The 23,474-nt window shown below is 64.3% G+C and carries 21 protein-coding genes; 11 read left to right on the forward strand and 10 right to left on the reverse strand.

Annotation, left to right across the window (positions count from 1 at the left end; genetic code table 11):
* Positions 1-33 precede the first annotated feature (33 nt).
* Positions 34-570: a hypothetical protein gene (locus C1932_RS18330; RefSeq protein WP_108763117.1), complete on the reverse strand. Its 537-nt coding sequence runs from the start codon at positions 568-570 to the stop codon at positions 34-36.
* Positions 571-942: 372 nt separating this feature from the next.
* Between C1932_RS18330 and C1932_RS18335 the strand changes: the two genes are divergently transcribed.
* Complete coding sequence (locus tag C1932_RS18335) at positions 943-2,484, forward strand: YifB family Mg chelatase-like AAA ATPase (RefSeq protein ID WP_108763118.1); 1,542 nt, start codon at positions 943-945, stop codon at positions 2,482-2,484.
* A 169-nt stretch (positions 2,485-2,653) separates the two neighbouring features.
* Entirely contained in the window at positions 2,654-3,466 is an 813-nt protein-coding gene (locus C1932_RS19885) for a hypothetical protein (RefSeq protein ID WP_159094564.1), read from the forward strand.
* A 215-nt stretch (positions 3,467-3,681) separates the two neighbouring features.
* Here C1932_RS19885 and C1932_RS18340 read toward each other — a convergent pair whose 3' ends face one another.
* Together C1932_RS18340 and C1932_RS18345 are read right to left on the reverse strand one after the other, a co-directional pair.
* Positions 3,682-4,578 (reverse strand): tyrosine-protein phosphatase, encoded by an 897-nt coding sequence (locus C1932_RS18340; RefSeq protein WP_108763119.1) that lies wholly within the window; start codon positions 4,576-4,578, stop codon positions 3,682-3,684.
* Between the two features lie 17 nt (positions 4,579-4,595).
* Positions 4,596-6,860, reverse strand: a complete 2,265-nt coding sequence (locus C1932_RS18345) for a TonB-dependent receptor (RefSeq protein ID WP_234412206.1) — start codon at positions 6,858-6,860, stop codon at positions 4,596-4,598.
* Positions 6,861-7,014: 154 nt separating this feature from the next.
* Here C1932_RS18345 and C1932_RS18350 point away from each other — a divergent pair, with 154 nt between their 5' ends.
* The gene (locus tag C1932_RS18350; protein WP_108763121.1) at positions 7,015-7,677 is read left to right on the forward strand and encodes a TetR/AcrR family transcriptional regulator; all 663 of its coding nucleotides are present in this window, start codon (positions 7,015-7,017) and stop codon (positions 7,675-7,677) included.
* A gap of 38 nt (positions 7,678-7,715) precedes the next feature.
* Here C1932_RS18350 and C1932_RS18355 read toward each other — a convergent pair whose 3' ends face one another.
* Positions 7,716-8,795: a LysR substrate-binding domain-containing protein gene (locus C1932_RS18355; RefSeq protein WP_234412208.1), complete on the reverse strand. Its 1,080-nt coding sequence runs from the start codon at positions 8,793-8,795 to the stop codon at positions 7,716-7,718.
* Between the two features lie 70 nt (positions 8,796-8,865).
* On the opposite strand from C1932_RS18355, the gene C1932_RS18360 reads away from it, so the two are divergent.
* Positions 8,866-9,501 carry a glutathione S-transferase N-terminal domain-containing protein gene (locus tag C1932_RS18360; RefSeq protein WP_108763122.1) on the forward strand — a complete coding sequence of 212 codons (636 nt, stop codon included), beginning with the start codon at positions 8,866-8,868 and terminating at the stop codon, positions 9,499-9,501.
* 10 nt (positions 9,502-9,511) lie between these two features.
* A complete protein-coding gene (locus tag C1932_RS18365) occupies positions 9,512-10,537 on the forward strand; it encodes an LLM class oxidoreductase (RefSeq protein ID WP_199911982.1) in 1,026 nt (341 codons plus the stop codon).
* Between the two features lie 25 nt (positions 10,538-10,562).
* Here the strand turns inward: C1932_RS18365 and C1932_RS18370 are convergent, their stop codons facing one another.
* The 4 genes from C1932_RS18370 to C1932_RS18385 form a co-directional block, all read right to left on the reverse strand.
* Entirely contained in the window at positions 10,563-11,282 is a 720-nt protein-coding gene (locus tag C1932_RS18370; protein ID WP_159094565.1) for a GNAT family N-acetyltransferase, read from the reverse strand.
* Between the two features lie 43 nt (positions 11,283-11,325).
* Positions 11,326-11,847 carry a DUF6622 family protein gene (locus C1932_RS18375; RefSeq protein WP_108763124.1) on the reverse strand — a complete coding sequence of 174 codons (522 nt, stop codon included), beginning with the start codon at positions 11,845-11,847 and terminating at the stop codon, positions 11,326-11,328.
* A 102-nt stretch (positions 11,848-11,949) separates the two neighbouring features.
* Entirely contained in the window at positions 11,950-12,813 is an 864-nt protein-coding gene (locus C1932_RS18380) for a methylenetetrahydrofolate reductase (protein WP_108763125.1), read from the reverse strand.
* Positions 12,813-13,724: a LysR family transcriptional regulator gene (locus C1932_RS18385; protein WP_108763126.1), complete on the reverse strand. Its 912-nt coding sequence runs from the start codon at positions 13,722-13,724 to the stop codon at positions 12,813-12,815. The genes C1932_RS18380 and C1932_RS18385 overlap by 1 nt, the downstream gene beginning before the upstream one ends.
* A 75-nt stretch (positions 13,725-13,799) precedes the next feature.
* Between C1932_RS18385 and msuE the strand changes: the two genes are divergently transcribed.
* From msuE to C1932_RS18400, 3 genes are read left to right on the forward strand one after another with little or no spacing between them, the layout of a single operon-like run.
* Positions 13,800-14,390 carry an FMN reductase gene (msuE, locus tag C1932_RS18390; RefSeq protein ID WP_108763127.1) on the forward strand — a complete coding sequence of 197 codons (591 nt, stop codon included), beginning with the start codon at positions 13,800-13,802 and terminating at the stop codon, positions 14,388-14,390.
* Between the two features lie 15 nt (positions 14,391-14,405).
* The gene (locus C1932_RS18395) at positions 14,406-15,383 is read left to right on the forward strand and encodes a DUF1852 domain-containing protein (protein ID WP_108763128.1); all 978 of its coding nucleotides are present in this window, start codon (positions 14,406-14,408) and stop codon (positions 15,381-15,383) included.
* A gap of 48 nt (positions 15,384-15,431) precedes the next feature.
* Positions 15,432-16,466, forward strand: a complete 1,035-nt coding sequence (locus tag C1932_RS18400) for a methionine synthase (protein WP_108763129.1) — start codon at positions 15,432-15,434, stop codon at positions 16,464-16,466.
* Positions 16,467-16,537: 71 nt separating this feature from the next.
* On the opposite strand, the gene C1932_RS18405 is transcribed toward C1932_RS18400, so the two are convergent.
* Positions 16,538-18,676: a TonB-dependent receptor gene (locus C1932_RS18405; protein ID WP_108763130.1), complete on the reverse strand. Its 2,139-nt coding sequence runs from the start codon at positions 18,674-18,676 to the stop codon at positions 16,538-16,540.
* Between the two features lie 137 nt (positions 18,677-18,813).
* Here C1932_RS18405 and C1932_RS18410 point away from each other — a divergent pair, with 137 nt between their 5' ends.
* Positions 18,814-19,674, forward strand: coding sequence for an AraC family transcriptional regulator (locus tag C1932_RS18410; RefSeq protein WP_108763131.1), 861 nt, complete (start codon positions 18,814-18,816; stop codon positions 19,672-19,674).
* A 601-nt stretch (positions 19,675-20,275) separates the two neighbouring features.
* Here C1932_RS18410 and C1932_RS18415 read toward each other — a convergent pair.
* Positions 20,276-20,704, reverse strand: a complete 429-nt coding sequence (locus tag C1932_RS18415) for a hypothetical protein (protein ID WP_159094566.1) — start codon at positions 20,702-20,704, stop codon at positions 20,276-20,278.
* A 1,634-nt stretch (positions 20,705-22,338) separates the two neighbouring features.
* Here C1932_RS18415 and C1932_RS18420 point away from each other — a divergent pair.
* Positions 22,339-22,725: a hypothetical protein gene (locus tag C1932_RS18420; protein WP_234412210.1), complete on the forward strand. Its 387-nt coding sequence runs from the start codon at positions 22,339-22,341 to the stop codon at positions 22,723-22,725.
* A 3-nt stretch (positions 22,726-22,728) separates the two neighbouring features.
* A complete protein-coding gene (locus C1932_RS18425; RefSeq protein ID WP_234412212.1) occupies positions 22,729-23,391 on the forward strand; it encodes a cold-shock protein in 663 nt (220 codons plus the stop codon).
* Positions 23,392-23,474: the final 83 nt, after the last annotated feature.

The raw sequence follows: 23,474 nt of genomic DNA on the forward strand, positions 1-23,474 counted from the left end.
AATCGCAACGAATCCATTCATTGCCATTTGATCCTAACGGTCGCCAAAGCCCATCAAGCGCGCCGTCTGACGAGACCAACTTCCCAGGAGATGCTGTGCGCCGGACTCGCCACCATCCCTCAAAGAACAAAGAACTGCATCCAATTTACGCTGAACCAGATCGGAGATTGGCGAATTCAAAAGTCTCTTCAGCGTGGCATCTGCCGCAGCGAAATCGCCAAGCCGGATGGCGGATATGTATTTTATCCACTCCGAGTAGTCGCTGGTGAAGTCAAGGCCGTCGACATAGACCAATAGATCTGCCGCCGTCCTCACCGGCTCAAGCTTATTGGCGTGCGCCTTATGCATCCCGCAGAAGAAATCTTTGTCCACTTCCGCGCTTGCGATTCGCTGACCTAAAGACATGTGCAGGAAGGACAAATCATCATAGGTCGGAACTACAAAGGTCCATATGTAGGTGGAGGATGGAGCAGGATCCAGCGCGAAGCCTGAGATGACATCCGGCGTATGAAATGCGATCAAGAAGTTGCCAACGACGCGCAGACCACTGCTCTTCGCTTGGCGCTTCATTCTCCAAAGTGCTATGGATTTCATGCCAGGGCACTCACCTTTCCAGAATTCGGCAAAGAATAGTCCCTCGTGGCAGATGCTTGTAGTAGTTGCAAGTTTCCGCTGCAGTCAGACCAGCGGCTCCCGACTTCACTATCACATCGGCACAGGTGTGTAGGCCTCCGTTCGGTTTGGGCGAGGCATGCGATCTGTCTCAAGGCTCTGTAGGAAAAGGGGACTAGCCACCCCACTGGCATGGTGCAATGAGACAGAGCGATCGGTACCCGTACCGTCGACACCCAGAATCCCCCTATCCCCTGCACCCGCAATCCCCGATGGTTTCCCACCCAGCGCTTCCCCCACCATCAAGCGCTCCTCCGCAGGAAACCACACATGAGCCTGGCACTGGTCCACAGCCGCGCCCGCGCCGGGGTCGATGCGCCACTGGTGCGGGTAGAAGTGCATCTATCCGGCGGCTTGCCGGTCACCCAGATTGTCGGTCTGGCCGAAGCCAGCGTGCGCGAGTCGCGCGAGCGCGTGCGTGCGGCCCTGCTCTGCGCGCGGTTCGACTTTCCGCAGCGGCGCATCACCTTGAACCTGGCCCCGGCCGATCTGCCCAAGGAAGGCGGCCGCTACGATCTGGCCATCGCGCTGGGCATCCTGGCCGCCAGCGGTCAGGTCGATCCGCAATCGCTGCTGCAGTACGAATTCCTTGGCGAGCTTGGCCTGACCGGTGAGCTGCGTCCGGTCAGCGGCGCGCTGCCTGCCGCGATTGCCGCCGCCGACGCGGGGCGCATCCTGGTGGTGCCGCCCGGCAACGCCGCCGAGGCGGCGCTGGCCGAGCACGCCGATGTGCGCGTGGCCCGCACCCTGCTGGAATGCTGTGCGGGCCTGAGCAACCCGCGCCTGCTGCCACCGGTGCAGCGCGTGGACACCACGCCGCTGCCGCTGCCCGATCTGGCCGATGTGCGTGGGCAGGCGCATGCGCGGCGCGCGTTGGAAGTGGCGGCGGCCGGTGGCCACCATCTGCTGCTGATCGGCAGCCCCGGCTGCGGCAAGACCCTGCTGGCCTCGCGCCTGCCCAGCCTGTTACCCAATACCGACGAGGCCGAGGCGCTGCAGTTGGCTGCCATTGCTTCGGTCAGTGGCGAAGGCCTGGACCCCCGGCGTTGGCGGCAGCGGCCGTTTCGTTCCCCGCACCACAGCGCCAGCGCCGCCGCACTGGTGGGTGGCGGCAATCCCCCCTGCCCCGGCGAGATTTCCCTGGCCCATCACGGCGTGCTGTTCCTGGACGAACTGCCCGAGTGGAACCGCAGCGCACTGGAAACCCTGCGCGAACCGCTGGAATCGGGTCATATCCGCATCGCCCGTGCGGCGCGCAGCGTGCAGTACCCCGCGCGATTCCAGCTGGTGGCCGCGATGAACCCGTGCCCGTGTGGCTGGGCCGGGGACCGCAGCAATCGCTGTCTGTGCAGCGATGAGCGCATCACCCGCTACCGCGCGCGCGTGTCGGGCCCGCTGCTGGATCGCATCGACCTGCACATCAGCGTGTCACGACTGGATGCGGTGGAGCTGCGCGAGAGCACGCCACTGGGCGAACCCAGCGCCACGGTACGCGCACGGGTTGAATCAGCACACGCCAAGCAGCGGGAACGCGGCGGGCTGAATGCCCATCTACCGCCCGTCACGCTGCGCACCTGCACGCGGCTCAGCGAAGCTGACCAGGATCTGCTGGAACAAGCCATCGAACGGCTGCAGCTATCAGCGCGGGCGATGCACCGCATTCTGCGCGTCGCCAGGACGATTGCGGATCTGGACGGGCGCGTGGAGATTGGAACGGCCCATCTTGCGGAAGCGATTGGGTATCGGCAGTTGGATCGAGGCTGCACGTCGACTTACCCGGGATCACGGCACGAATCAGAATCCCCAAAATAGTGACTTCCATCACCTTGGCGGCACTCGACCTTCATCAGTTTGAACTACATGATCATGATGGCATCGACACGTGCGGAGTCGTGCTGCGCTGAAAGGCGCACGCCATTGGAATTTCGGCGACTGACCGGCCGTCGATTGAACGGAAAGTCCAAGGCTACAAGGATGAGTAATGAGATTCGGTTCGTGCCTACTGCTATGCGTTTCACTTTCATTGGCAACTGCGGCAGCATCCAGTCAGGAGCGCAGATCTGAATATCTTGAATCGGAGAATGCGATCGATTCAGCACTAGTGAAGACCTATGCACGCGAAGCAGGGATCGGGCTTGAAGAGGCTCGCCTGGCATTGGCGAGGGAGGAACTGGCCGCGTCTCGGATCAGTGAGTTGAGGACCGAGTTTGCAGATCGACTCGCCGGGCTTTTCTGGGCGCGTTCGCCCACCCAGCGTATTGTTGTTCGACTCACTGGCAATCGCCAGGTCGCGGACCGGAACATTCAAACGGATGCTGGCGTTGTGCCGGTCACGTTTGTCACAGGCGCAGCATTTACCGCAGCCGCGCTGGAGGCCAGCCTGCAAGCCGCCGGCCCCAAACTTCGTAAGGCCATTCCTGAGCTCAGCGGTGCATGGGTTGATGAAACCACTGGCACGATCGTGCTGGATGTTGCCGCTCCTGAAGCGTCAACGCGATCTTTCGATGCGGAGCGTAGAGCCATCGAAAAGGCAATTGGATTCCCGGTAGAGTTCCGGCTCTCGCCCCGTCCCACCGATCTAGGCACTCCGCCAGCGAATGCAAGACCTGCCCTTCCGGCTGAGCAGGCAAAGCAGGCGCTGCCAAACGTTGGTGGTGGGAGGCAGCTATCTGGCGGAGCCGGACAGTTCTGCACGGCAGGCTTTGCAGTGAAGGACGGCATCTCAGGCGTCAAGGGCGTTCTGACTGCGGGCCATTGGTTCAACGATGCCACCGACACGAGGTATTGCGCCTAACGGACTGCGCTTGCTTTGGTACAGCGCGCGGGACGGCACAGGTCTACTTCTACTACCGGGAGCGCATTGCCCATGGATCGGAAGGCCCCCTCCTCGCGGGACGGGCCATCCGTGAAGTCCACCGCAGCATCGGAACTGGGCGCCACATCAGCGACGATCTGGCGCCCATTGCCAGTGTGACCGGCACCGGCTCAGGCCAACCGCGCGCACCTCATTCAGCCCGCCTGCCCCAAGCGCACCTTCAACTGCTGGATTTCCTGCGCGCTCACGCCAATGGACTTCAGGTAGCCCTCGGCGCCGCCGTACTGGCTGTGCAGCGCGGCCAGGAACTGTTCCATGTTCTGCGGCGCGGTGCCGGACATGCCAGCCATCTTGCGTGCGATCTCCGGGTGCTGCTCCAACATCGCCTTGATCTGCGCGTTCATCGCGCTGTCCTTCGGCTGCCCTTCCAGGTAGTGCGCGGAAATGGCGTAGTTGTGCACGATCTGCGCCTTCGGCACACCGGCCAGGTCCAGCAGCAGGCCGGCGATGATGCCGGTACGATCCTTGCCCGCCGTGCAGTGGAACAGCACGGTGCCGTCCTGCTGGGCGGCAATGCGCTGGAACACCTGCTTGAACTGCGGCTGGCTGTGGCCCAGCCACTGCACATAGGCTTCGCCCAGCGAATCGGGGAAGGTGGCCATCATCTTCTGCAGATCCATCTTCTCGGTGCCCATCAGCGAAATGCGCTGGTAGGCGAAGCGCGCGTCATCGGCCAGCAGGTCCGGCGACTGGCTCTGCTCGTCGGCGGTACGCAGGTCGATGTCCAGCGTCACCCCGGCGGCGGCCAGTGCGTCGCGGTCAGCGGCCGTCAGGCGGCCCAGATCGGCGGTGCGCACGAAGGCCGTGGCCGGAATCGGGCCGTTGCGGCCCTGCAGACCGGCAAAGCTGCGTACGTTCCATGCGCCCTGCAGCGGAATGACGCGCTGCGCGTCGTCGGCGGTGGGCGCCACATTGGCGGTGGCTGCCGCGGCGCTGGCGGTCACGGGGCGCGAGGCATCGGCGGCGAAGGCAGGCGCGGCCAGCGGCAGGGCCAGCATCAGGGCAAGGGTCAGTTCGGTGCTGCGGTTCATGTCGGTCTCCAGTGAATTCAGAAGTTGACGGCCACGTCCAGGCCGAAGGTGCGCGGATCGTTGAAGATGCCGGTCTGGCCCAGCGCGGGGCTGTTGAGCTTGTAGAACAGGTGCTCTTCATCCAGCAGGTTGCGCGCCCACAGCGAGAACGACATGGTCATGCCGGTGTCGTTCAGCGGCACATCGACCAGTGCCACGCGCGCGTTCACCACGAACGAACTGTCGGTCAGCATCTGGTCGTATTCGCTGGTGTAGAAACCGTCGGACCAGTTGCCGTCCAGATGGAACTTCAGTGCGGCGAAGTTGGCGAACGGCACCAGATAATCCAGCGACAGGCTGCCGGCATTCTCCGGCGCCAGCAGCGGCTGCACGGTCACTGCCACGCCGGCGCCGAACGGGTCGACCGCCGTCTGCGCATCGATCTTCGTGTAGGCGTAGTTCAAGCCGACGGTCAGGTTCTCGATCGGCATTACGCTGAATTCCAGCTCGGCGCCGCGTGACTTGCCATCGCTCAGCGCGTTGGTGGTCACCATGGTGGTGCGGGTTTCGCCGCTGTTGGGGTCGAACGGCAGCGAGAAATCCATCTGCTTGTGGGCGATCTTCGAATCGAACAGCGCCAGGTTCAGGCGTGCGCGGTTATCCCAGAACTGCGATTTGAAACCCAGTTCGTAGGCAGTCACTTCTTCCGGCGCGAAGGCGGTGTAGGTGGTGGACCGCGAGTTCGCGCCGCCTGCCTTGAAGCCGGTGCTGTACTTGGCATAGACCATGGCCTGCTCGCCGATGTCATAGGCGATGTTGACCATCGGGTCGAAGCGACTCCAGGAATCATCGAATGCCAGCTGGGTGGCGGCGCCATTGACGATGTAGAGGCTGCCCTTCTTGTCGTCGCGCGTGTAGCGGCCACCGGCGGTCAGGTGCAGGCGCTCCAGCGCAGCGGGCGTCCAGGTGGCCTGGCCGAACACACCCAGGCTGTCGGTCCACGCTTTGCTGGCGCGGTCGATGCGCACCTTGGAGAGGTCCAGCGGATTGGTGGCCGGGTTCACTGCGTAGCTGTTGCCACCCGGGCCCCAGACCAGCATGTTCGGGGTCTGCGCGTTGTCACCGGCGGTCTCGTGGTAATAGAACGCGCCGCCCAGGAACTGCACCTGCGAGGTGTTGCCGATCAGCTGGAATTCCTGGCTGTACTGGTGCTGGTAGACCTGCGCCAGGCTGTAGCGACCGAAGGCCGTGCCGGCACCGCCGTATGCGGAAATCGCATCAACCAGACCCATGTCGAACTGGCCCTGGGTCAGTTCGCGGTATGAACTGATCGACTTCAGTTCCAGCGCATCGCTCAGCGTCCACGACAGGTTGAGCAGATGGCCGCTGGTACGGCCCACGTTGTCTTCCTGTGGTCCGCCCAGGATCGCGCTGTCACGCCGGTCCTGGCTGGCACCGGCAATCTGCAGCGGGCTGAGGTACGCGCCCGGCACCAGCACCTGGGTGTGGTACGGCGTGGTGGCGTCGTAGGAACGGTCGAAGGCATACAGCGCGGAGAAATCATCGCTGGGCTGCCACAGCGCGCTCAGGCGCGCACCGCGCTTGTCGTAGCTGTTGAAATCGCGCTCACCGCGCATCGGGTTATCGGTGGTGCCACCACGGCGGGCCTGCACCGCATCGATCTTGAAGCTGACGTCGCCCACCTTGGGCAGGTCCAAGTGCAGCGCGCTGTTATAGCCGCTGAAGTTGGACACGCCCGCACTGACGCTGCCGCCGAACTCGCCGGTGGGCGCCTTGGTCACGATACTGACCGCACCGCCTTCGGTATTGCGGCCAAACAGCGTGCCCTGGGGGCCCTTCAGTACTTCGATGCGCTCCACGTCGTACAGCATGCTGCCCAGGCCCTGCGCGCGGCCCATGAACACGCCATCCACGTAGATACCCACGCCGGCATCGCGCGCCGGCTGGTTCGCATCACCCGAGGCGCCGATGCCACGAATGCCGATGTTCAGCGCCGAACTGCGCGTGGCAAACGGGGTGACCCGCAGCGAGGGAATGGAGCCATCGGACAGGCTGCCCAGCGAGATCGCGCTGCGATCCTTCAGCGCCTCGGCGTCCACCACGGAAACCGAGATGGGCGTTTCCTGCAGGTTGGTAGCGCGCTTCTGTGCGGTCACCACCACCTGGTCCAGGGCCACCACATCGTGGTTGCCGCCGGCGCTGGCCGCCGCGTTGGCTTCGGTGGTGGGAAGGTCTTCGGCCTGGGCCACGCCGGCGAGTGTGGCGGCAATAGCGAGGGTCAACAGCTGACGGGGCAACGTGGGGTAGCGCATCGATGTCGGTCGCGGAAGGGAGGAGGCGGCCGCAGTCTGGGTGCGTGAAATGACAGGTGAATGACCGTTCATTCACACATTCGATAACGTAAGATCGAGCCATTGGACGCCTTCAGATCACGCAATGACGCCGACCGACACCCCGCTTGCCAGCGCTGACGACACCGCCACCGCCCATGCCGACGCCCAGCGCCGGAAGATCCTGGATGCGGCGCAACGCTGCTTCATCACCCGCGGTTTCCACGCCGGTTCGATCAGCGAAATCGCTGCCGCGGCGGAGATCAGCCAAGGGCTGATGTACCGCTATTTCGACAACAAGCGTGCGCTGATCCTGGCCCTGATCGAGCGACAACTGGCCCACGACCAGGTGTCGATCCGGCACATGCCCGCCTCGGCCGACCTGGCCGACGGCCTGCTGGCCTGCTACCAGCACTGGGCGCGCGGCAAGGTGCTGGACACCCACGCCAATGCCATCGCCAGCGTTGCGCTGTATGCGGAAATCAACGCCGAAGCGCACCGCGACCCGGTAGTGGCCGAGGTGCTGCGCCGGCACGACAAGCAGACCACCGCAGCCATCCATGCCTGGCTGCGCGAGCATGATCGCGCCCGCGGCGTGGCGGTTGAGGAAGAAGCGATCGAGCAGCGCACGCTGCTGTTGCGTCTGCTGGTGGAAGGCCTGGCGATGCGCGCCGTGCGCGATCCGGATCTGCAGCCGGCCGCCCTGCATGCACTGTTGAGCCGTGCCGTTGCGCGGGTGATGGGGGATGGTGCCGATGCGCGTGGTTGATGTGGGCGAGCGGCTACGGGATTACGCCGCACGCTCCGTCATGCGTCAGTTCGAACCACGCCAAGCTGATCCCGCAGCCACTGCATGAACGTGGCGATGACCTCCATCCGTTCTGCAGGTACATCCTCACGCAGCACCGCGTAGTACGCAAAGCGCTGGGGCCACGGCGCCTGCAGCGCAACCTGAAGGCGCCCGGCAGCCAGCTCATCAGCGGCATGGATATCCCGCACCAGGGCGATGCCCTGCCCTGCCACTGCCGCACGCACCAGCAGCAGATCGTCATCAAACGCAGGCCCGCGTTCCAGTCGCTCGTCGGCAGGCAGGCCCAAGGCCTGGAACCAGAGCCGCCAGTCACTGCGCTCGCTGTCCTGCAGCAGCGGCAGGCGCAGGCAGTCTTCTGGCGAACCGATGGGCGGCGTAGCTGCCAGCAACGCGGGACTGGCCACAGGCAGCAGAACCGGCGCCAACAGATGCTCGCTGCGCAGCCCGGGATAGACACCCAGGCCATGGCGGATTGCCACATCCACGTTTTCCCCGCGCAGGTCCTTCAGTTGTGGACTGGCGTCCAGCAGCACATCGATGGCGGGATGGGCGGCACTGAAATCGGCAAGGCGCGGCGCCAGCCACTGTACGGCGAAGCTGGGCGCGGCGCTGATGCGCACGGTCGCGCGTGCACGGCTGCTTTCCAGCACCTGCAGGCTGCTGCTGATCTGGTCGAACGCCTGCAGCAACTGGGGGTGAACGCGCGCGCCGGCAGCGCTCAACACCACGCCGTGGCGCGTGCGATCGAACAAGCTCACCCCCAGCCGGTCCTGCAGCTGCTTCAACTGCAGACTGACCGCGCCGGGGGTCACGCCCATCGCCTGCGCCGCCGCTGTCAGGCTGCCATGCCTGCCCGTTTCCACGAATGCCCGCAGGGCCAACAAGGGCAGTACTGCGCCCACAGAATTCTCCTTCATCAAGCCAAACACCGGCCGTGCGTCGGCAGCATAGCGGGCACAGCCCGCCTTGTGGTGCCGCACCGCAAGACTTGAGTTCAGCTCAACTTCCGCGGCAACACAACTCGTTTCCACCGCACGCGCACGCCTCATAGACTGCGCATCCGGTTGCTGCAGCACCGCCCTATTGCGTCGCACATCGCTGTGCTTCGCCGCTGTTCTTCGCCTGCCGCCAATACCGGGAATCCACGTGCACGATCCCTCGCTTCATCTATATACCGACAGCTCGCCCAATGGCTTCAAGGCCACCATCGCGCTTGAAGAGCTGGGCTTGCCCTATCAACTGCACCACGTCCGCATCGACCAGGGCCAGCACCGCAGTGCCGATTTCCTCGCGCTCAACCCGCATGGCCGCATCCCGGTGCTGGTGGATCGCGCACAGGGCCGCGTCGTGTTCGAATCGGCGGCGATCCTGCTGTACCTGGCCGAACATGCACAGGCCCTGCTTCCGCGCGATGCGTCCGCACGCTGGGATGCCCTCACCTGGCTGATGTTCCATGCCGCCAGCGTGGGGCCCATCCTGGGCCAACGCGTGCACTTCGAACACTTCGCGGATGAGCGCTACCTGCCTGCCGTGCAGCGCTACCAGCGCCTTTCCGACGACGCGTTCGCGGTGCTGGATGCACGCCTTGCCAAGCACCAGTATCTGGCTGGAACGGAGTATTCGATTGCCGATATCGCCCACTTCGCGTGGCTGCATATCGCAGACATCATCGACATGGATTTCCGCCGTTATCCCAGTCTCTGGCGGTGGTACCAGCAGGTGGGCGCTCGCCCGGCGGTGCAGCGCGGCGTACGCATTCCCGAACCGGCCACCGGCCCTTGAGGAACCCGCGATGATCTCGACGTCTTCTTTCACGGGCGCATCGGCGCCGGCCTTCGCCGGCCATGCCGGCTACCAGCGCATGTTTCGCGCCGACGCGCTGACGCTGGGCGTGTTCCTGCCGCTGCGGTTCTACCAAGGCAACATGCGGGCCCTGCAGGGTCAGAGCCGCCTGGTTGAAGCCATCGATCATTACGGCTTCGCTGCGGTATGGGTGCGGGATGTGCCGCTGTTCGACCCCCTGTTCGGCGATGCCGGCCAGGTCTTCGATCCGTTCACCTACCTGGCCTGGTTGGCCGCACGTACGCAACGCGTGGCGCTGGCCACCGGCAGTGTGGTGCTGCCGCTGCGCAACCCGGTGGATCTGGCCAAGGCGGCGGCTTCCCTGGACGTACTGTCGGGCGGACGCCTGGTGTTGGGCGCCGCATCGGGCGACCGCGCGGTGGAGTTTCCCGCTTACGGCATCGAGCACAGCACGCGGGGCGAACGCTTCGCTGAGACCCTGCCTGCCATGCGCCAATGGTGGCAACCCGCCAACGGCGGCAAGGCGCAGCACGCGTGGGCAGAACACGGCCTGAAACTGCTGCCGGCGCCTGCGGCGCGCATTCCGGTGATCGTGACCGGCGGTGCCCGACAGCCCCTGCCATGGATTGCCGAACACGCAGATGGATGGCTGACCTACCCCGACGCCACGCATGATGCGCAGGGGCCCGCGCGGCTGGCGGCGAAGATCCGGGCGTGGCGTGCCTTGATTCCCGATGGAGGCTTCCGGCCGCACATCACCAATGAATGGCTGGATCTGGTGGATGATGCCGACCACCCCCGTGTGCCCCTGCAGGGCGGACACGTGCTGCGCACCGGTCGCAAGGGCCTGATCGCATTGCTGGAAGCGTGGCGCGCCGCAGGCGTCAACCACGCCGCACTGGGGATCCAGCATTCGCGTCGGCCGGCTGCGGAGGTGCTTCAGGAGATTGCCGAGGAGGTGCTTCCGCTGTTCCCCGCTTTCGGCGAGGTTCCTGCCGGACCCATGGATTGGTAAGAGGTGCAGTGGCGGGCGTGGACTCTTATGGCGTGCACGCCACTTCCCACTGCCCGTAAGCTTTCAGGCCAAGCGACTGCGCAAGCCGGTTGGAGGCGACGTTGTCATGCTGGCAGCGGTACTGCGCATCGTAACCACGCGTGCCGGCGTACTCGATCATGGTCTGCACCAGGGCGGCTGCCAGCCCCTTGCCGCGTGCACGGGGCATGGTCAGCACCCCCATGTCAGCGATCTCCTCCCCACCCCAGGGGTAAAGACTGGAGACCGCCAGAAGCTCTGCTTCCATGAACGCCCCGAAGGTCGCCCAGTGCCCCAGCTCGACGGACGCATCATCCTGGTCAGCCACCGGGGTCTGTGCCATGAATCCTTCAAAAAGCGCGGCATCGTCAGGTACGAGCTGGCGCACCTCGATCAGGCTGCTGTTGCGCACACCCGGCATTCCCTGTTCGCCAACGTGGTAGATGACATCCGGCGCATGCATCTCGATGCCAGCGCTCTGCAGCGCCTTGCGCAGCCCTTGCAACGATACCGCCGGCCCACCGGGTGCAAACCGCAGCGCAGAGGCAACGCGCTCGGATACGGCAGCGCGCGTAGCGCCGTCGGTGGTCACCAGGATCATGGCCCGCCGCTGCTCGGCAAGCTGCGGGTTGATGGCCAGCCGGAATGCATCCCCCGTCGGAACGGGAATTCCCGCGTCGAACAGGCCATTCCAGTACTGGGTCACGTTGCAGGTCGGTTTGGACATCGTGCGTCTCACATCCTTGTGCAAGGGTTGTCCGGTATTCGAATCAACCGGCCACACCCAGCGCGCCACCATCCGCACCGCGCCGCACCGCCACCACGTACCGGCAGAACTTGCCCAGGAAAATGCCGGCAAACCCACCCGAGGTCAGCAGGTAAGCCGCAGTGAACCCGGCATGGCCCGCCAGCGCGGGCGACACCGCGAAGGCCACTTCAAACCCGTACTTCACCAGGAAGGTGACCAGCAGCAGCGGCAGCAGGCTGTAGTCCGGGCTGCGGCGCAGCTTGCCGGTAGCCGGGTTCAGCGCCAGCGTCGCGCGGCGCAGCAGCAGCCAGCCAAGGGCCGCGCCGGCAGCGATGCCGACCAGCCATTCACCCCAGGCCTGCAGCGAGCCACCGTAGCGATGGCTGATCGACCATGCGCCCCAGACAAGGAACAGGGCCGGCACGATCGCCAGCCGCACCAGCGAACTTTCACCCGGCTTCATGGCGGCGATGCCGCGGTACACCAGGAAGGCCAGCAGGGCCCAGACCCAGAGCGGGGTGTGCGAGAGGATCTGCATGATCATTGCGGGGAATTCCTTGTCGGCAGGTTGAGGGCGTGCTGCGGTTATCTGACGCCTCGATTATGGTCCTGCACGAAACCGCCACAAGTGACAGGTGTCAGCCGCTTACCCTGACCGGGCGTTGCGCCGGTACTGCTGCACCCAGTCCAGCGACGGCGCGATACCGCCGAAGGGAAACAGATGCGGGCTGACCGGGCCAAGCTCATCGCCCAGTCCGGCCAGCAGTTTGTCCACAAACCGGTCCGGCCCTGCCGAGCCCAGCAGGCGGCCCAGGGAAATGCCGTAGCGGGCCAGCATGGCCGTGCTCGCGCCGACCCCGCACATGGCCGCATAGCGCACCAGCCGCGTCACGCTGGCCGGCCCGGGAATGCCCACCAGCACCGGGTGCGCAATGCCGCGTGCGCGCAGGGCCTTCAACCAGTCCAGCACTATTTCGGCATCGAAGGCGAACTGGGTGATGATCCACGGCGCCATGCCGCGCGCTTCAATGCGCTGGCACTTGTTTTCCAGCACCTGCCAGCGCTGCGCGGCGGTCATGACCGGGTGGGTTTCCGGGTGCCCGCCCACGGCCACCACCTTGATGCCGGCGCGTTCCAGCAGACCGGTTTCGATGATCGCCGTGCTGTCGGCGAACGGACCGGCGGGCTCCGCCAGATCGCCGGCAATCACCAGGCAGCGCTCCACGCCGGCCTCGCCCACTGCCCGCTGGATGAAACGTTGCAGCGCGGTCTGCGTGCCAATGCGGCGTGCCGACAGGTGCGGCATCGGCTGGAAGCCCAGCTCGCGAATGGCCCGTGCCGCCGCCAGCCGCGCCTCGTCGTCTTCGCTGGCCAGATAGGGAATGGAGATGGTGCTGCCCGGCGCGATGCGTGCGGCCTCGGCGCGCAGGGCCTGCACGGCCTTGGCGCTCACTTCCCACGAACACGCATCCAGGAAGGCGCGCGCCCTCGCCCCGCTTTCCATGGACATCAGCCAACCCCGTGCGCGCGCGCGACCGCCGAACTGCTGCGCGCCAGATCCACGAAGGCCCGCAGATAGTCGATGGCGGTATCCGATTCGCGCGCACCCAGGTAGATCTGCTTGGGAATGCCCTTCGCGCCCAGGCGCACCGGCACCACGTCCATGCGCGCGGCGTACTCTTCCACCAGCCAGCGCGGCATGGCCGCCACGCCACGGCCGCTGGCCACCATCTGCATCATGATGTCGGTGGTTTCAATCGCCTTGTGGCGGCGCGGGGTCACCCCCGCCGGCAGCAGGAACTGGTTGTAGATATCCAGCCGCTCGAATGGCACCGGGTAGCTGATCAGCACTTCCTGGGTCAGCTGGCGCGGCTTTACATGGTCCACCTTGGCCAACGGATGGTTGCTGGCCACCACCAGCACCTGCTCGTAATCGAACACCGGTACGAAAGTCAGGCCCGGCTTCAGCAGCGGGTCGGGGGTGACCAGCAGATCGATCTCGTAGCCGAACAGGGCGCCGATGCCGCCGAACTGGAACTTCTGCTTCACGTCTACGTCCACGTCGGGCCAGGCGGCCAGGTAGGGCGACACGATCTTCAGCAGCCACTGGTAGCAGGGGTGGCATTCCATGCCGATGCGCAGCGAGCCGCGCTCGCCCTGGGCGAACTGGCCCAGCCGCTCTTCGGCCAGGTCCAGCTGGGGCAACACGCGGTTGGCCACGGCCAGCAGGTACTGGCCGGCCTGGGTCAGGCGCAGGTTGCGGCCCTCGCGCAGCCAGACATCGGTGCCCAGCTGCTGTTCCAGCTTCTTCATGCTGTGGCTCAGGGCCGACTGGGTCAGGTTCAGCACGCCGGCGGCGGCGGTGAGCGAGCCCTGCAGTTCAACCTGCTGGACGATGCTGAGGTGGATACGTTCCAGCATGTCTATGAGCCCCGCTCATGGATGTGTGAAGTAAAACCATTTTACGTCATGGAATGCCCTGACTAGCATCGGGTCATGCTTTCTCCCCACCGCCCCCTCCGAATCGTCGCCGTGTCCGGCGGCCTGCAGCGCCCCTCGCGGGCGGCCACCCTGTGCGAACACCTGCTGCACCTGCTGGGCGACCACCTGCCCAGCCAGCCGCAGCTGATTGAGCTGGGCGAACTGGCCCCGCAACTGGCCGGGGCGCTGTGGCGTTCTCAGTTGCCCGACAGCGCCGAACAGGCGCTGGCTGCGGTTGAGCAGGCCGATGTGCTGGTGGTCGCCACGCCGGTCTACCGCGGCTCGTACACCGGCCTGTTCAAGCACTTCTTCGATTTCATCCAGCAGGACGCGCTGGTCGACACCCCCATCCTGCTGGCCGCCACCGGCGGCAGCGAGCGCCACGCGCTGATGATCGACCACCAGTTGCGGCCGCTTTTCAGCTTCTTCCAGGCCCGCACCCTGCCGCTGGGGGTGTACGCCACCGACAAGGACTTCGCCGACGGCCGCGTACACGACCCGGCCCTGCTGCAGCGTGCAGAACTGGCCGTGCAGCGCGCCCTGCCGCTGCTGTCGCTGTCCCACCGCCCCGCGCCGCAGCCCGCCGCCACCCTTGAAACCCTCTGAACCGGAATGCCGCCCATGAGCACAGACACCTTTACCTTCAGCATCACGCGCATCCCGTTCAACGAGGATTACCAGCCGGCCGACGGCACCCGCATCACCACCAACTTCGCCAACCTGGCACGCGGCGCGGCGCGGCAGCAGAACCTGCGCAACACGCTGGCCATGATCAACAACCGCTGCAACGACCTGGCGCACTGGGACAACCCCAACGCCGATCGCTACGTGGTGGAGCTGGACATCATTTCGGTGGAAATGCACATCGACGGCAGCGATGGCAGCGACCCGTTCCCGCTGATCGAAGTGCTGCGCCCCACCCTGGTGGATACGCACACGGGCGCGCGCACCGAGGGCATCGTCGGCAACAATTTCTCCTCGTACGTGCGTGACTACGATTTCAGCGTGGTGCTGCCGGCCAGCAATGAGGGCAAGGACAGCTTCGCCATTCCCGACGACTTCGGCGATCTGCACGGCAAGCTGTTCAAGCACTTCCTGCAGTCCGACGCCTACCGCGCGCAATTCAGCAAGGCGCCGGTCATCTGCATCAGCGTGTCCAGCAGCAAGACCTACCACCGCACCGAGAACCACCACCCCATCCTGGGCGTGGAATACCGCCAGGGCGAGTTCTCGCCCACCGACCAGTACTTCGACAAGATGGGCCTGCAGGTGCGCTACTTCATGCCGCCGGGCAGCGTTGCGCCGCTGGCGTTCTATTTCCAGGGCGACCTGCTGGGCGACTACTCGAACCTGGAACTGATCGGCACCATCAGCGTGATGGAGGCCTTCCAGAAGATCTACCGCCCGGAGATCTACAACGCCAACTCGGTGGCCGGCAAGGTCTACCAGCCCAGCCTGAAGCACCAGGACTATTCGTCCACCCGCATCGTCTACGACCGCGAAGAGCGCAGCCAACTGGCCGTGAAGCAGGGCCGCTTCACCGAAGAACACTTCATCAAGCCCTACCGCAGCGTGCTTGAGCAGTGGGCTGCGCGCTGATCGCTGTTCACTTCATTCCCCTCCCCAGGACACAAGACCCCGATACCGATGAAGAAACTACTGCCGACCTCTACCGCCGGAAGCCTGCCCAAGCCGTCGTGGCTTGCCGAGCCTGAAAAGCTCTGGTCGCCCTGGAAACTGCAGGATGACGCGCTGACCGAGGGCAAGCAGGACGCGCTGCGCCTGTCCCTGCAGGAACAGCAGCACGCCGGCATCGATATCGTGAGCGACGGCGAACAGACCCGGCAGCACTTCGTCACCACCTTCATCGAACACCTGGACGGCGTGGATTTCGACAAGCGCGAAACCGTGCGCATCCGCAACCGCTACGACGCCAGCGTGCCCACCGTGGTGGGCGCGGTCAGCCGGCCGAAGGCGGTGTTCGTGGAAGATGCCAAGTTCCTGCGCCGGCAGACCGCACAGCCGATCAAGTGGGCCCTGCCCGGCCCGATGACCATGATCGACACGCTGTACGACGCGCACTACAAGAGCCGCGAAAAGCTGGCCTGGGAATTCGCGAAGATCCTCAACGAGGAAGCGAAGGAACTGGAAGCGGCCGGCGTGGACATCATCCAGTTCGACGAACCGGCCTTCAACGTGTTCTTCGACGAGGTGAACGACTGGGGCGTGGCCACCCTGGAGCGTGCCATTGAAGGGCTGAAGTGCCAGACCGCCGTGCACATCTGCTACGGCTACGGCATCAAGGCCAATACCGATTGGAAGCAGACGCTGGGTTCGGAATGGCGGCAGTACGAAGAGTCGTTCCCCAAACTGCAGAAATCCAGCATCGATCTGATCTCGCTGGAATGCCACAACTCGCATGTGCCGATCGACCTGATTGAACTGGTGCGCGGCAAGAAGGTAATGGTGGGCGCGATCGACGTGGCGTCCAGCACGGTGGAAACGCCGGAAGAAGTGGCCAACACCCTGCGCAAGGCGCTGCAGTTCGTGGATGCCGACAAGCTGTACCCCTGCACCAACTGCGGCATGGCGCCGCTGCCGCGTGACGTGGCGCGCGGCAAGCTGCGGGCGCTGAGTGCGGGCGCGCAGATCGTGCGCGAGGAGCTTGCGGGAATTCGTTGAGGGCTTCCCGCATCCTTTGATCGCCAGCGGCGGTGCAGCTTTCTTGCTGCACCGCCGTTTGCGCGTGAGGCCTAGAAGCGCATGCTCACTTCGGCACCCACAATGCGCGGGCTGTCAATCGGCCCGTAGTAATTGCCGTCGCGCCCGAAGGCCAGGTTGTCGAAGATCAACCCGTTCACGCGCCGCTTGTTGGTCAGGTTCTGCACGAACAGGCGGCCGGTCCAGGGGCCATGTTCGTAGCCCACCTGCAGGCCGATGATGGCCACGGCCGGCTGGTAGGCACGGTTGCGCTCATCCAGCGCGCTGGAACCGGTGAACGCCGATTCCACCCGCCCGAAGGCGCCAGACGGGTGCTTGTAGCGTGCCGCCAGATAGCCCGTGTAATGCGGCGTCAGCTTCACCCGGTTGCCGGCCAGGTTTTCGTCCACCGTGGCCCATAGCTTGGTGTACTTCGCATCCACATAGCCCACGTTGGCGGTCAGGGTGAAGCCCGGCGCCAGCTCGTAGGCACCTTCCAGTTCGGCACCGCGCGAGCGGATCGATGCATCCGAGCCCACGTAGTCCGACGAGATCGGGCGCCCGTTGGCATCGGTGGCCACCTGGATTTCCTGCCAGTTGTCCGAGGTGATGTGGAACAGCGCGCCGCCGATATGGCCGCGGCCGCCGCCAACGTTCATCTTGAAGCCCAGCTCGTGGCTCCACATCATTTCCGATTCGTAGCGCAGCACCTTGTCATTCACTACGTCGCTCTGCGCGGCGGCCAGATTGAAGCCGCCGGGGATGTAGCCCTTGGCCGAGGCCGCATAGAACGAGAGGTTGTCGGTGGCGTCGTAGCGCAGTGACACGCGCGGCAGGGTGGCATGGAAGGTGTGTTCCAGCGCGGCGTCGCGGTACAGCACCAGCCCACCTTCGGCCAGGTCCAGCGAACCGGCACGCTGTTCGGTGGAACGGCGCGCCTGCTCGTGGCGCAGGCCCAGGCTGGCGGTCAACTTCGGCACGGCGGGGAAGGTATAGCTGGCCGTGGCAAACACACTGTAGTCCTGGCCCTTGGCGGTCTGCCGGGGTGCCAGGTTGTAGCTGTTCAAGCCACGGGTAATCGGCCCGACGAAGGTGCCCAGGATCGAATCCTTGTCGGTGCGGTAGGTGGAAACACCGGCCATCCAGGTCAGTGCCTGGTCATCCGGCGAGCTGAAGCGCGCCTCCGCGTTCCAGGCGTCCTGCTTGTCGTAGGTACGCCCGGCCAGCGCCGCGCTCTCGGTCATGTCGAAGTCGTAGCCCGCCGAAACGTCCTCGTGGGTGCGGTAGGACGCGGCCACGTCGAACGTACCGGCTTCCAACTGCCACTGCGCACTCAGGCCCGCCACCGTCTCATCTTTCTCGGTGCGCTTGGGCGCATCGTTGATGTAGGTGAAGTCACTGGCCTGGCGCCCGCCATTGAGGCGCGTGCCGTAGGTGCGGTTGTACAGGCCCACATCCAGCGGCAGGTATTCGTACTCGAACATGCCCGGCGCGCGCGTGCGCAGGTGGTGGGCCAGGGCATTCACGGTGACGAAATCGCTGGGCTGCCAGCGCAGCTTGCCCTGCAGGTACTGCTCGCGCACCTTGCCTTCGGTGCCATTGAACGGCGTGAGATTGCGCAGGAAGCTGTCCTCGTCCGACGCCATGAAGGCGACCGAACCGGAGAGGTTGCCGCGCTTGCCCAGCGGCCCGGACACGAAGCCATCCAGGCTGTTGCCATTGCCGTTGCTGAACCACGTGCTGCGCAGGTTCACCTCGCCTTCCATGGCATCGGTCGGGCCCTTGGTTTTGACCAGCACCAGGCCCGATTCGCTGTTGGCACCGTACAGCGTGCCCTGCGGGCCACGCAGCACCTCCACCGATTCCACCTGGTTCAGCACCGCGTTGCTCAGTTCCTTGAACGGAATGCCATCGATGTAGACCGACGCGCGGTTGACCAGGAACGGGTTGGATTCGATGCCGCGGATGGAGATGTACATGTCACTGAGCTGCCCCATCGCGTTGAACTTCACGTTGGGGGCCAGCTTGTCCAGATCGCGGAATTCGACCACGCCGGCCTCTTTCAGTGCCTCGCGGTTGAGCACGGTGACCGACAGATCGCTCTTCAGGTACGGGGTATCGCGCTTGGAGCCGGTTACCCGCACGCCATCCAGCGTGGTGGGGCTGACGGCATCCTGAGCGAGCGCGGGCAACGATGGGGCAAGCAGAAGGGCCGCGATCGCAGCGGCCAAAGGAGTGGGGGAACGCACGGGAACCTCTTGAACGGAGACAGCGGCCGCAGGGGCCATCAATGTTATGATGTAACAATTCCATAACGGCGCTACTCCGTATGCCTGCGCACCGCTCCATTTCCGGCAGCAAGGTGACGGTGGCCCAGCAACTGGCGGCCACCACGCCGGTGCTCGGGTCGAACGGTGCAGGCAACCTGGCCTTCATTCACCACCACTTTCCCGCCAGTGCCGGCGCGATGGGCCACCCCACGCAACTGCGCCTGGCGCTGGTGATCAAGGGCGGCGGCCGGCTGCAGCAGATCTGCCCACGGCGGGCAGCGCTGGATGCGCATTGGCACATCGGCCAGTTCAACGTGGTGCTGCCCGGGCAGACCGGTACCTACAGCAGCCCGGAGGTGGAAGTGCTGGGGCTGGCAATCGATTGGCCCGCGCTGGGCGCAACGGCGGTCAACCTGCCGACCCTGACGCCGCTGACCGGCGCGCTGCACCGCGACGCCACAGTGAGCGCGCTGCTGCATGCGCTATGGGCGGTATCGCGTTCGGGCGTGCTGTCGGATGAACTGCTGCACGCCTGCGGAAACGCGGTGGTGGATCGGCTGGTGCAGATGGCGCAGCGGCCCGCCGCGCTTTCTGCGGGGGCGCGTGTGTTGTCTGCGGCGCAGATGAAACGGTTGACCGAGTACATCGATGCGGCGCGCGACGTGCGCCTGACCGTGCCGATGATGGCCGATGCGTTGGGAGTGGATGACACGCGGTTGAGCCGTGGGCTGCAGGCGGCGGCGGGGATGTCGCCGTACCAGTTCCTGGTGCACCGGCGCATGCATTGGGCGCGGGGTGAGCTGGAGCGTGGGGTGAGCGTGATGCGGGTGGCGCAGTCGGTGGGGTATGCGAATGCGAGCAAGTTTTCGGCGGCGTACCGGCGGGTGATGGGGTGTGCGCCGTCGGCTTCGGTGGGGTGATGGGGGTTATGGAGTGGTGTGTTGGGTTTGAGTTGCTTTTGTTGCTTGTTGCAGGGCGACGTTGACCGATGGGGCTAGTTCTGGCTTGTTTGCAGGCGGCGGTGATCTGATCGAGGAGGACGGCCAGGCGTTGGGCTGAAGGCTGGGAGTGGGCGGTCCAGGCGCGGTGCTGGATTTCGTTCAACCACTTCAGGCAATTGAGTTGGGTTGCGGGTGGGAGGTTTGGATCGGACCAGATGCTTCTGCCTGCGATCGTGAGTTCGAGCCAGAGTTGGGTGCAGAAGAGTTGTGCTTGGAATTCACTCAGGATGGGTGCGTGGTCATGCATATCAGCTCCGTGGGCTCGGCAAGTGGCGGACCGCTGCTTTCGACCCAAAGCGGACACCCACCTGGCGCCAAAATGGTTCCCCTCTCCAGAATAGTTGGTCCCGCGAGTACGCATGGTCTACGGCCCCGGCACCTCGTCGTCCGCCACTGCGGGCACGGCTACCTACTCTTGCGATGCCTATCGCCTGCACCGAACCGCGCAAAGCAGAGCGCCGGGCGGTCGCTACCACCTGATTGCCGGTTACGAACCAGAACGTCTGCTGGGGTGACAACGCTACCTCTCCGTAACTCCTCGGGAAGCGAACAACCAGGAAGAAACCATGCTTCCAAGTACACATCCGATGCCAATGGCCGCGAACAAGCGCCATCCCTGCCCTGCGCCCGTAATCAGGGTGTAGCTCCCGGCTCCCAATGCCATTGCACAGAGAATCAAGCCAGACATGAACGACTGTTGGATGAACTCGCCGAATTCATACAGGGGTGCATCGATCGTCGGCCTGCGCATGGGCTGCTTCAGCAATGCTGAGAAGAATCCGGTAACAAAGACAATGACCACGGCAAAGACAAGCGTCAGAATCAAGGCATCTGTGAACGATCCCGTGTCATCCACCGTCACCATTGGACCGATGGCAAGACCAGCGATGAGTAAGCCGACGTTTACAGCTCTTGATGTATTCCAAGCATTTTGCCGATCAATCATCATTTTTCACCCTTCTTCTTCCGCTGCAAGTAACGCATAGCCTCAAGGCCAAAGCCAACAGCGAATGCTCGAACCCGGGGGGGGGGGGGGAACCCCACCACCTTCACCAACCCGTGGTGCCCCAGGGGGGCACTGCAAACCCAAAATGCAAAAATAGATGGAAAGAGGTTGGTAGAGGAAGAGAGTAAAACTGTGGGGTGCCACGTAGCTATCAAAAAAAAAAATTTTTACCTACATGACAATCCAGCAAACACAACCAGAAAGAAGAAAACCACAAGCACCACCGGAGATGGTAGGAGGGGGGGGGGGGGGGGGAACCCTCACAGCTTCACGACCCATGGTGACTCCAGGATGGAACTGCAAACCAGAATTGCAAAATCCGGAATGGGATTGCCGTGGCTTCTATGCGGGCATGGGTACGAGCGAAACGAAGCCGCCACGGCGAGCCGTCCGCGTTGGGCAAGACTGGGATGGCCAACTCTGCAATTGGACCGCGCCACGTAGCGGCGTCGGCTTTATTGCTCTCTTGGGCATCATCACTCGCACGCCTCGTCGGGAGCCAGATACGGAACATCGGTATCAAGGTGACGCTTCAAGCAGGAGCCGTGAGCACTGAGGGCTTGAATCGCGTCTCCAGCGAGCGGAAGCAGGATTGGTTGCAGGTCCTGCTCTATCCATGCGCCACAGAAGCAGCAGTGATGATCGCCGCATACGAGGTCAACCCATACTTGATGACTATTGGAATCTTCCATGGCTGCTACTCGATGCGGCGCCGCACGAGAATACCCGGTGTCGCTATCAGCGCTCTGAGAACGGCATAGTGGAATTGCTCTAGCATTAGTCACGCCCCCCTGAAGTTATCAAGACCATCCAACTACCTGATAGCCGGACCCGTGGGTCCGGCTATACGACTTGCCGTCAAAGCAACGTTTGGCGAACTTTCGCGCGAGTACGGTTCGATCCTAGGGCGCCTGAGTCCAGCTAACAAGCCAGCGCGTAGCCGGGGCCAGCGGCAGGATCGGCGGTGGCACGAGTGATCGTTATGAGTCGAGAGCGTGCTCGGGATTCCTGGTCGCGCTGCCTGGCGCCAGCATGTCTGCTTTCGGCCAGACGCGGACATTGCGCCATCGGCATTCATCCCATTCCCAAGCCTGCTTTCAGCATCACATGGTCCAACCGCGCGGATGCTCATGGCTGGGCGTTGGATCAGTGATGTCGCATTGCCGCACCCTGCATCTTCGGCTGAACAATCTGACGACTCCATCCCAGAAGTGCCGTCGCGCCCGTCACCGCAAGCGCTGCCTGCACCCCACTGCATGCCACAATGCCAAAAACGTTCCGGGTTTTGGCGGCATTGCTCCCAACCTCTTGGCATTTCCAACAACATCAGGCAACTCTGGTAGCGCCAACGACAACGGGTGGCCGGGCGTCGAAAACCCGATTCACTAGATGTTGTTTACGCTTGCCAGCCGGCACCACCACGCGTGGTGCCGGCTGGTAATCCGTCTGCCGGCTATGGCGGGCGGTGCGTGGGGGTCTTGTACCCGCCGGCATTGTCTAGTGATCCGGTTTTCGAGCCACGCATCGTCCGCCACCTTTACCGGTGGCGGCTTCTGCCTGCATGCACGGAGCCAGCCATGACCAAGCCGCATTCCCCTCCCCCGCGCCCCATCCAGGAAGCGCCTTCTCCCGCCCCTGCGCCAGACCCCAACAGCCTCATCGCCATCCTGCACGGCCTCGGTACCGGCGCTGCGGCCGATGGCCAGCCATCGCCCGAGCGCCACTATCGGCGCAGCCGGCAGATGGCCCTGGCCGACGCCGACTGCGCGTTGGTGGGCCAACGCATCGTGCAGGAGATCCTGCTGGCCGCCGAACGCGCGCGTCAGAACGGCGACCCGGATCAGTACGTGGGCGACCGCGTGATGCAAGGGCTGGAGATGGCAGCGCTTGCGCTCACCAACGGGGGCGGCCGCAGGGCTGAAGGCCCGCTTGTGGGCGTGCCGTTCCGTTTGTGTGCGAGGTGATGAATGAAGAAACGCGGCCTTGCCGCTGCCGAGAAGTGCATCGCGTTGATCGGCGCGGTATGGGAGGAGTGGCCCGAGCCAGCGCGCGATCCGGTGTGGGCCTACCAGAAGCTGCAGCCAGTCGACTACCGGCTGCTGCACAGTGATGCTCTCGGCTTCGTGACCGCCAAAGCAGATGAGGGCTTTGAACTGCACACGCGCTATGCCGGGGCGACGTCCTTCGAGATCCGATGCAAGGGCGTTCTGGTGATGGACGTGGAGAACGCCCCGTCACGCGTGCTGATCCGGGTGCCTGCCGATGCCCGTTGGCGGGCGCCGGATATCGTACGCCTTCGCATCGGTTTCGAGCGCTGGTTGGCTCTCCACCAGAGCCAGGGGCAGTTGCTGGTGGAGAGTGCAAGAACATCGTGGATCGAAGCGCTGTTTGAGCGAATCAATGCGTCGGTGCCTGAGGAGCAGCGCTGCTTGTTGGGAGCCGTGGGCCGCCGTGTGCCGGACTTCCTCTGGCCATTTCACCAGCTATTCCCGATTGCAGCCCGCAGAGCGCCCATCGCATTAAACGAACTGCGATGCTGTCATCGATCAGATTTGATTCCGGCCAGGGGCTACCCTCTCCGGGTACTGATTGAACCCAGCACCTCACATAGCAATCCTACCGCCCAGTGACGCTGGCCCGACGCTCGGCCATCAGGGGCAGTGCCGACATCATGGTTGGTCCGAGCTGACGGAAACGGAGCCGTCTTCCCTCA

Origin of the sequence: Stenotrophomonas sp. YAU14D1_LEIMI4_1 (assembly GCF_003086815.1) — a bacterium.
Lineage (GTDB): Bacteria > Pseudomonadota > Gammaproteobacteria > Xanthomonadales > Xanthomonadaceae > Stenotrophomonas.

What these genes read in the sequence shown, in the direction of transcription:
- C1932_RS18330 (WP_108763117.1), bottom strand. Translation starts at nt 570, where the DNA reads ATGAAGCGCCAAGCGAAGAGCAGTGGTCTGCGCGTCGTTGGCAACTTC.
- C1932_RS18335 (WP_108763118.1), top strand. Translation starts at nt 943, where the DNA reads ATGAGCCTGGCACTGGTCCACAGCCGCGCCCGCGCCGGGGTCGATGCG.
- C1932_RS19885 (WP_159094564.1), top strand. Translation starts at nt 2,654, where the DNA reads ATGAGATTCGGTTCGTGCCTACTGCTATGCGTTTCACTTTCATTGGCA.
- C1932_RS18340 (WP_108763119.1), bottom strand. Translation starts at nt 4,578, where the DNA reads ATGAACCGCAGCACCGAACTGACCCTTGCCCTGATGCTGGCCCTGCCG.
- C1932_RS18350 (WP_108763121.1), top strand. Translation starts at nt 7,015, where the DNA reads ATGACGCCGACCGACACCCCGCTTGCCAGCGCTGACGACACCGCCACC.
- C1932_RS18365 (WP_199911982.1), top strand. Translation starts at nt 9,512, where the DNA reads ATGATCTCGACGTCTTCTTTCACGGGCGCATCGGCGCCGGCCTTCGCC.
- C1932_RS18370 (WP_159094565.1), bottom strand. Translation starts at nt 11,282, where the DNA reads ATGTCCAAACCGACCTGCAACGTGACCCAGTACTGGAATGGCCTGTTC.
- C1932_RS18375 (WP_108763124.1), bottom strand. Translation starts at nt 11,847, where the DNA reads ATGATCATGCAGATCCTCTCGCACACCCCGCTCTGGGTCTGGGCCCTG.
- C1932_RS18380 (WP_108763125.1), bottom strand. Translation starts at nt 12,813, where the DNA reads ATGTCCATGGAAAGCGGGGCGAGGGCGCGCGCCTTCCTGGATGCGTGT.
- C1932_RS18385 (WP_108763126.1), bottom strand. Translation starts at nt 13,724, where the DNA reads ATGCTGGAACGTATCCACCTCAGCATCGTCCAGCAGGTTGAACTGCAG.
- msuE (WP_108763127.1), top strand. Translation starts at nt 13,800, where the DNA reads ATGCTTTCTCCCCACCGCCCCCTCCGAATCGTCGCCGTGTCCGGCGGC.
- C1932_RS18395 (WP_108763128.1), top strand. Translation starts at nt 14,406, where the DNA reads ATGAGCACAGACACCTTTACCTTCAGCATCACGCGCATCCCGTTCAAC.
- C1932_RS18400 (WP_108763129.1), top strand. Translation starts at nt 15,432, where the DNA reads ATGAAGAAACTACTGCCGACCTCTACCGCCGGAAGCCTGCCCAAGCCG.
- C1932_RS18410 (WP_108763131.1), top strand. Translation starts at nt 18,814, where the DNA reads ATGCCTGCGCACCGCTCCATTTCCGGCAGCAAGGTGACGGTGGCCCAG.
- C1932_RS18415 (WP_159094566.1), bottom strand. Translation starts at nt 20,704, where the DNA reads ATGATGATTGATCGGCAAAATGCTTGGAATACATCAAGAGCTGTAAAC.
- C1932_RS18420 (WP_234412210.1), top strand. Translation starts at nt 22,339, where the DNA reads ATGACCAAGCCGCATTCCCCTCCCCCGCGCCCCATCCAGGAAGCGCCT.
- C1932_RS18425 (WP_234412212.1), top strand. Translation starts at nt 22,729, where the DNA reads ATGAAGAAACGCGGCCTTGCCGCTGCCGAGAAGTGCATCGCGTTGATC.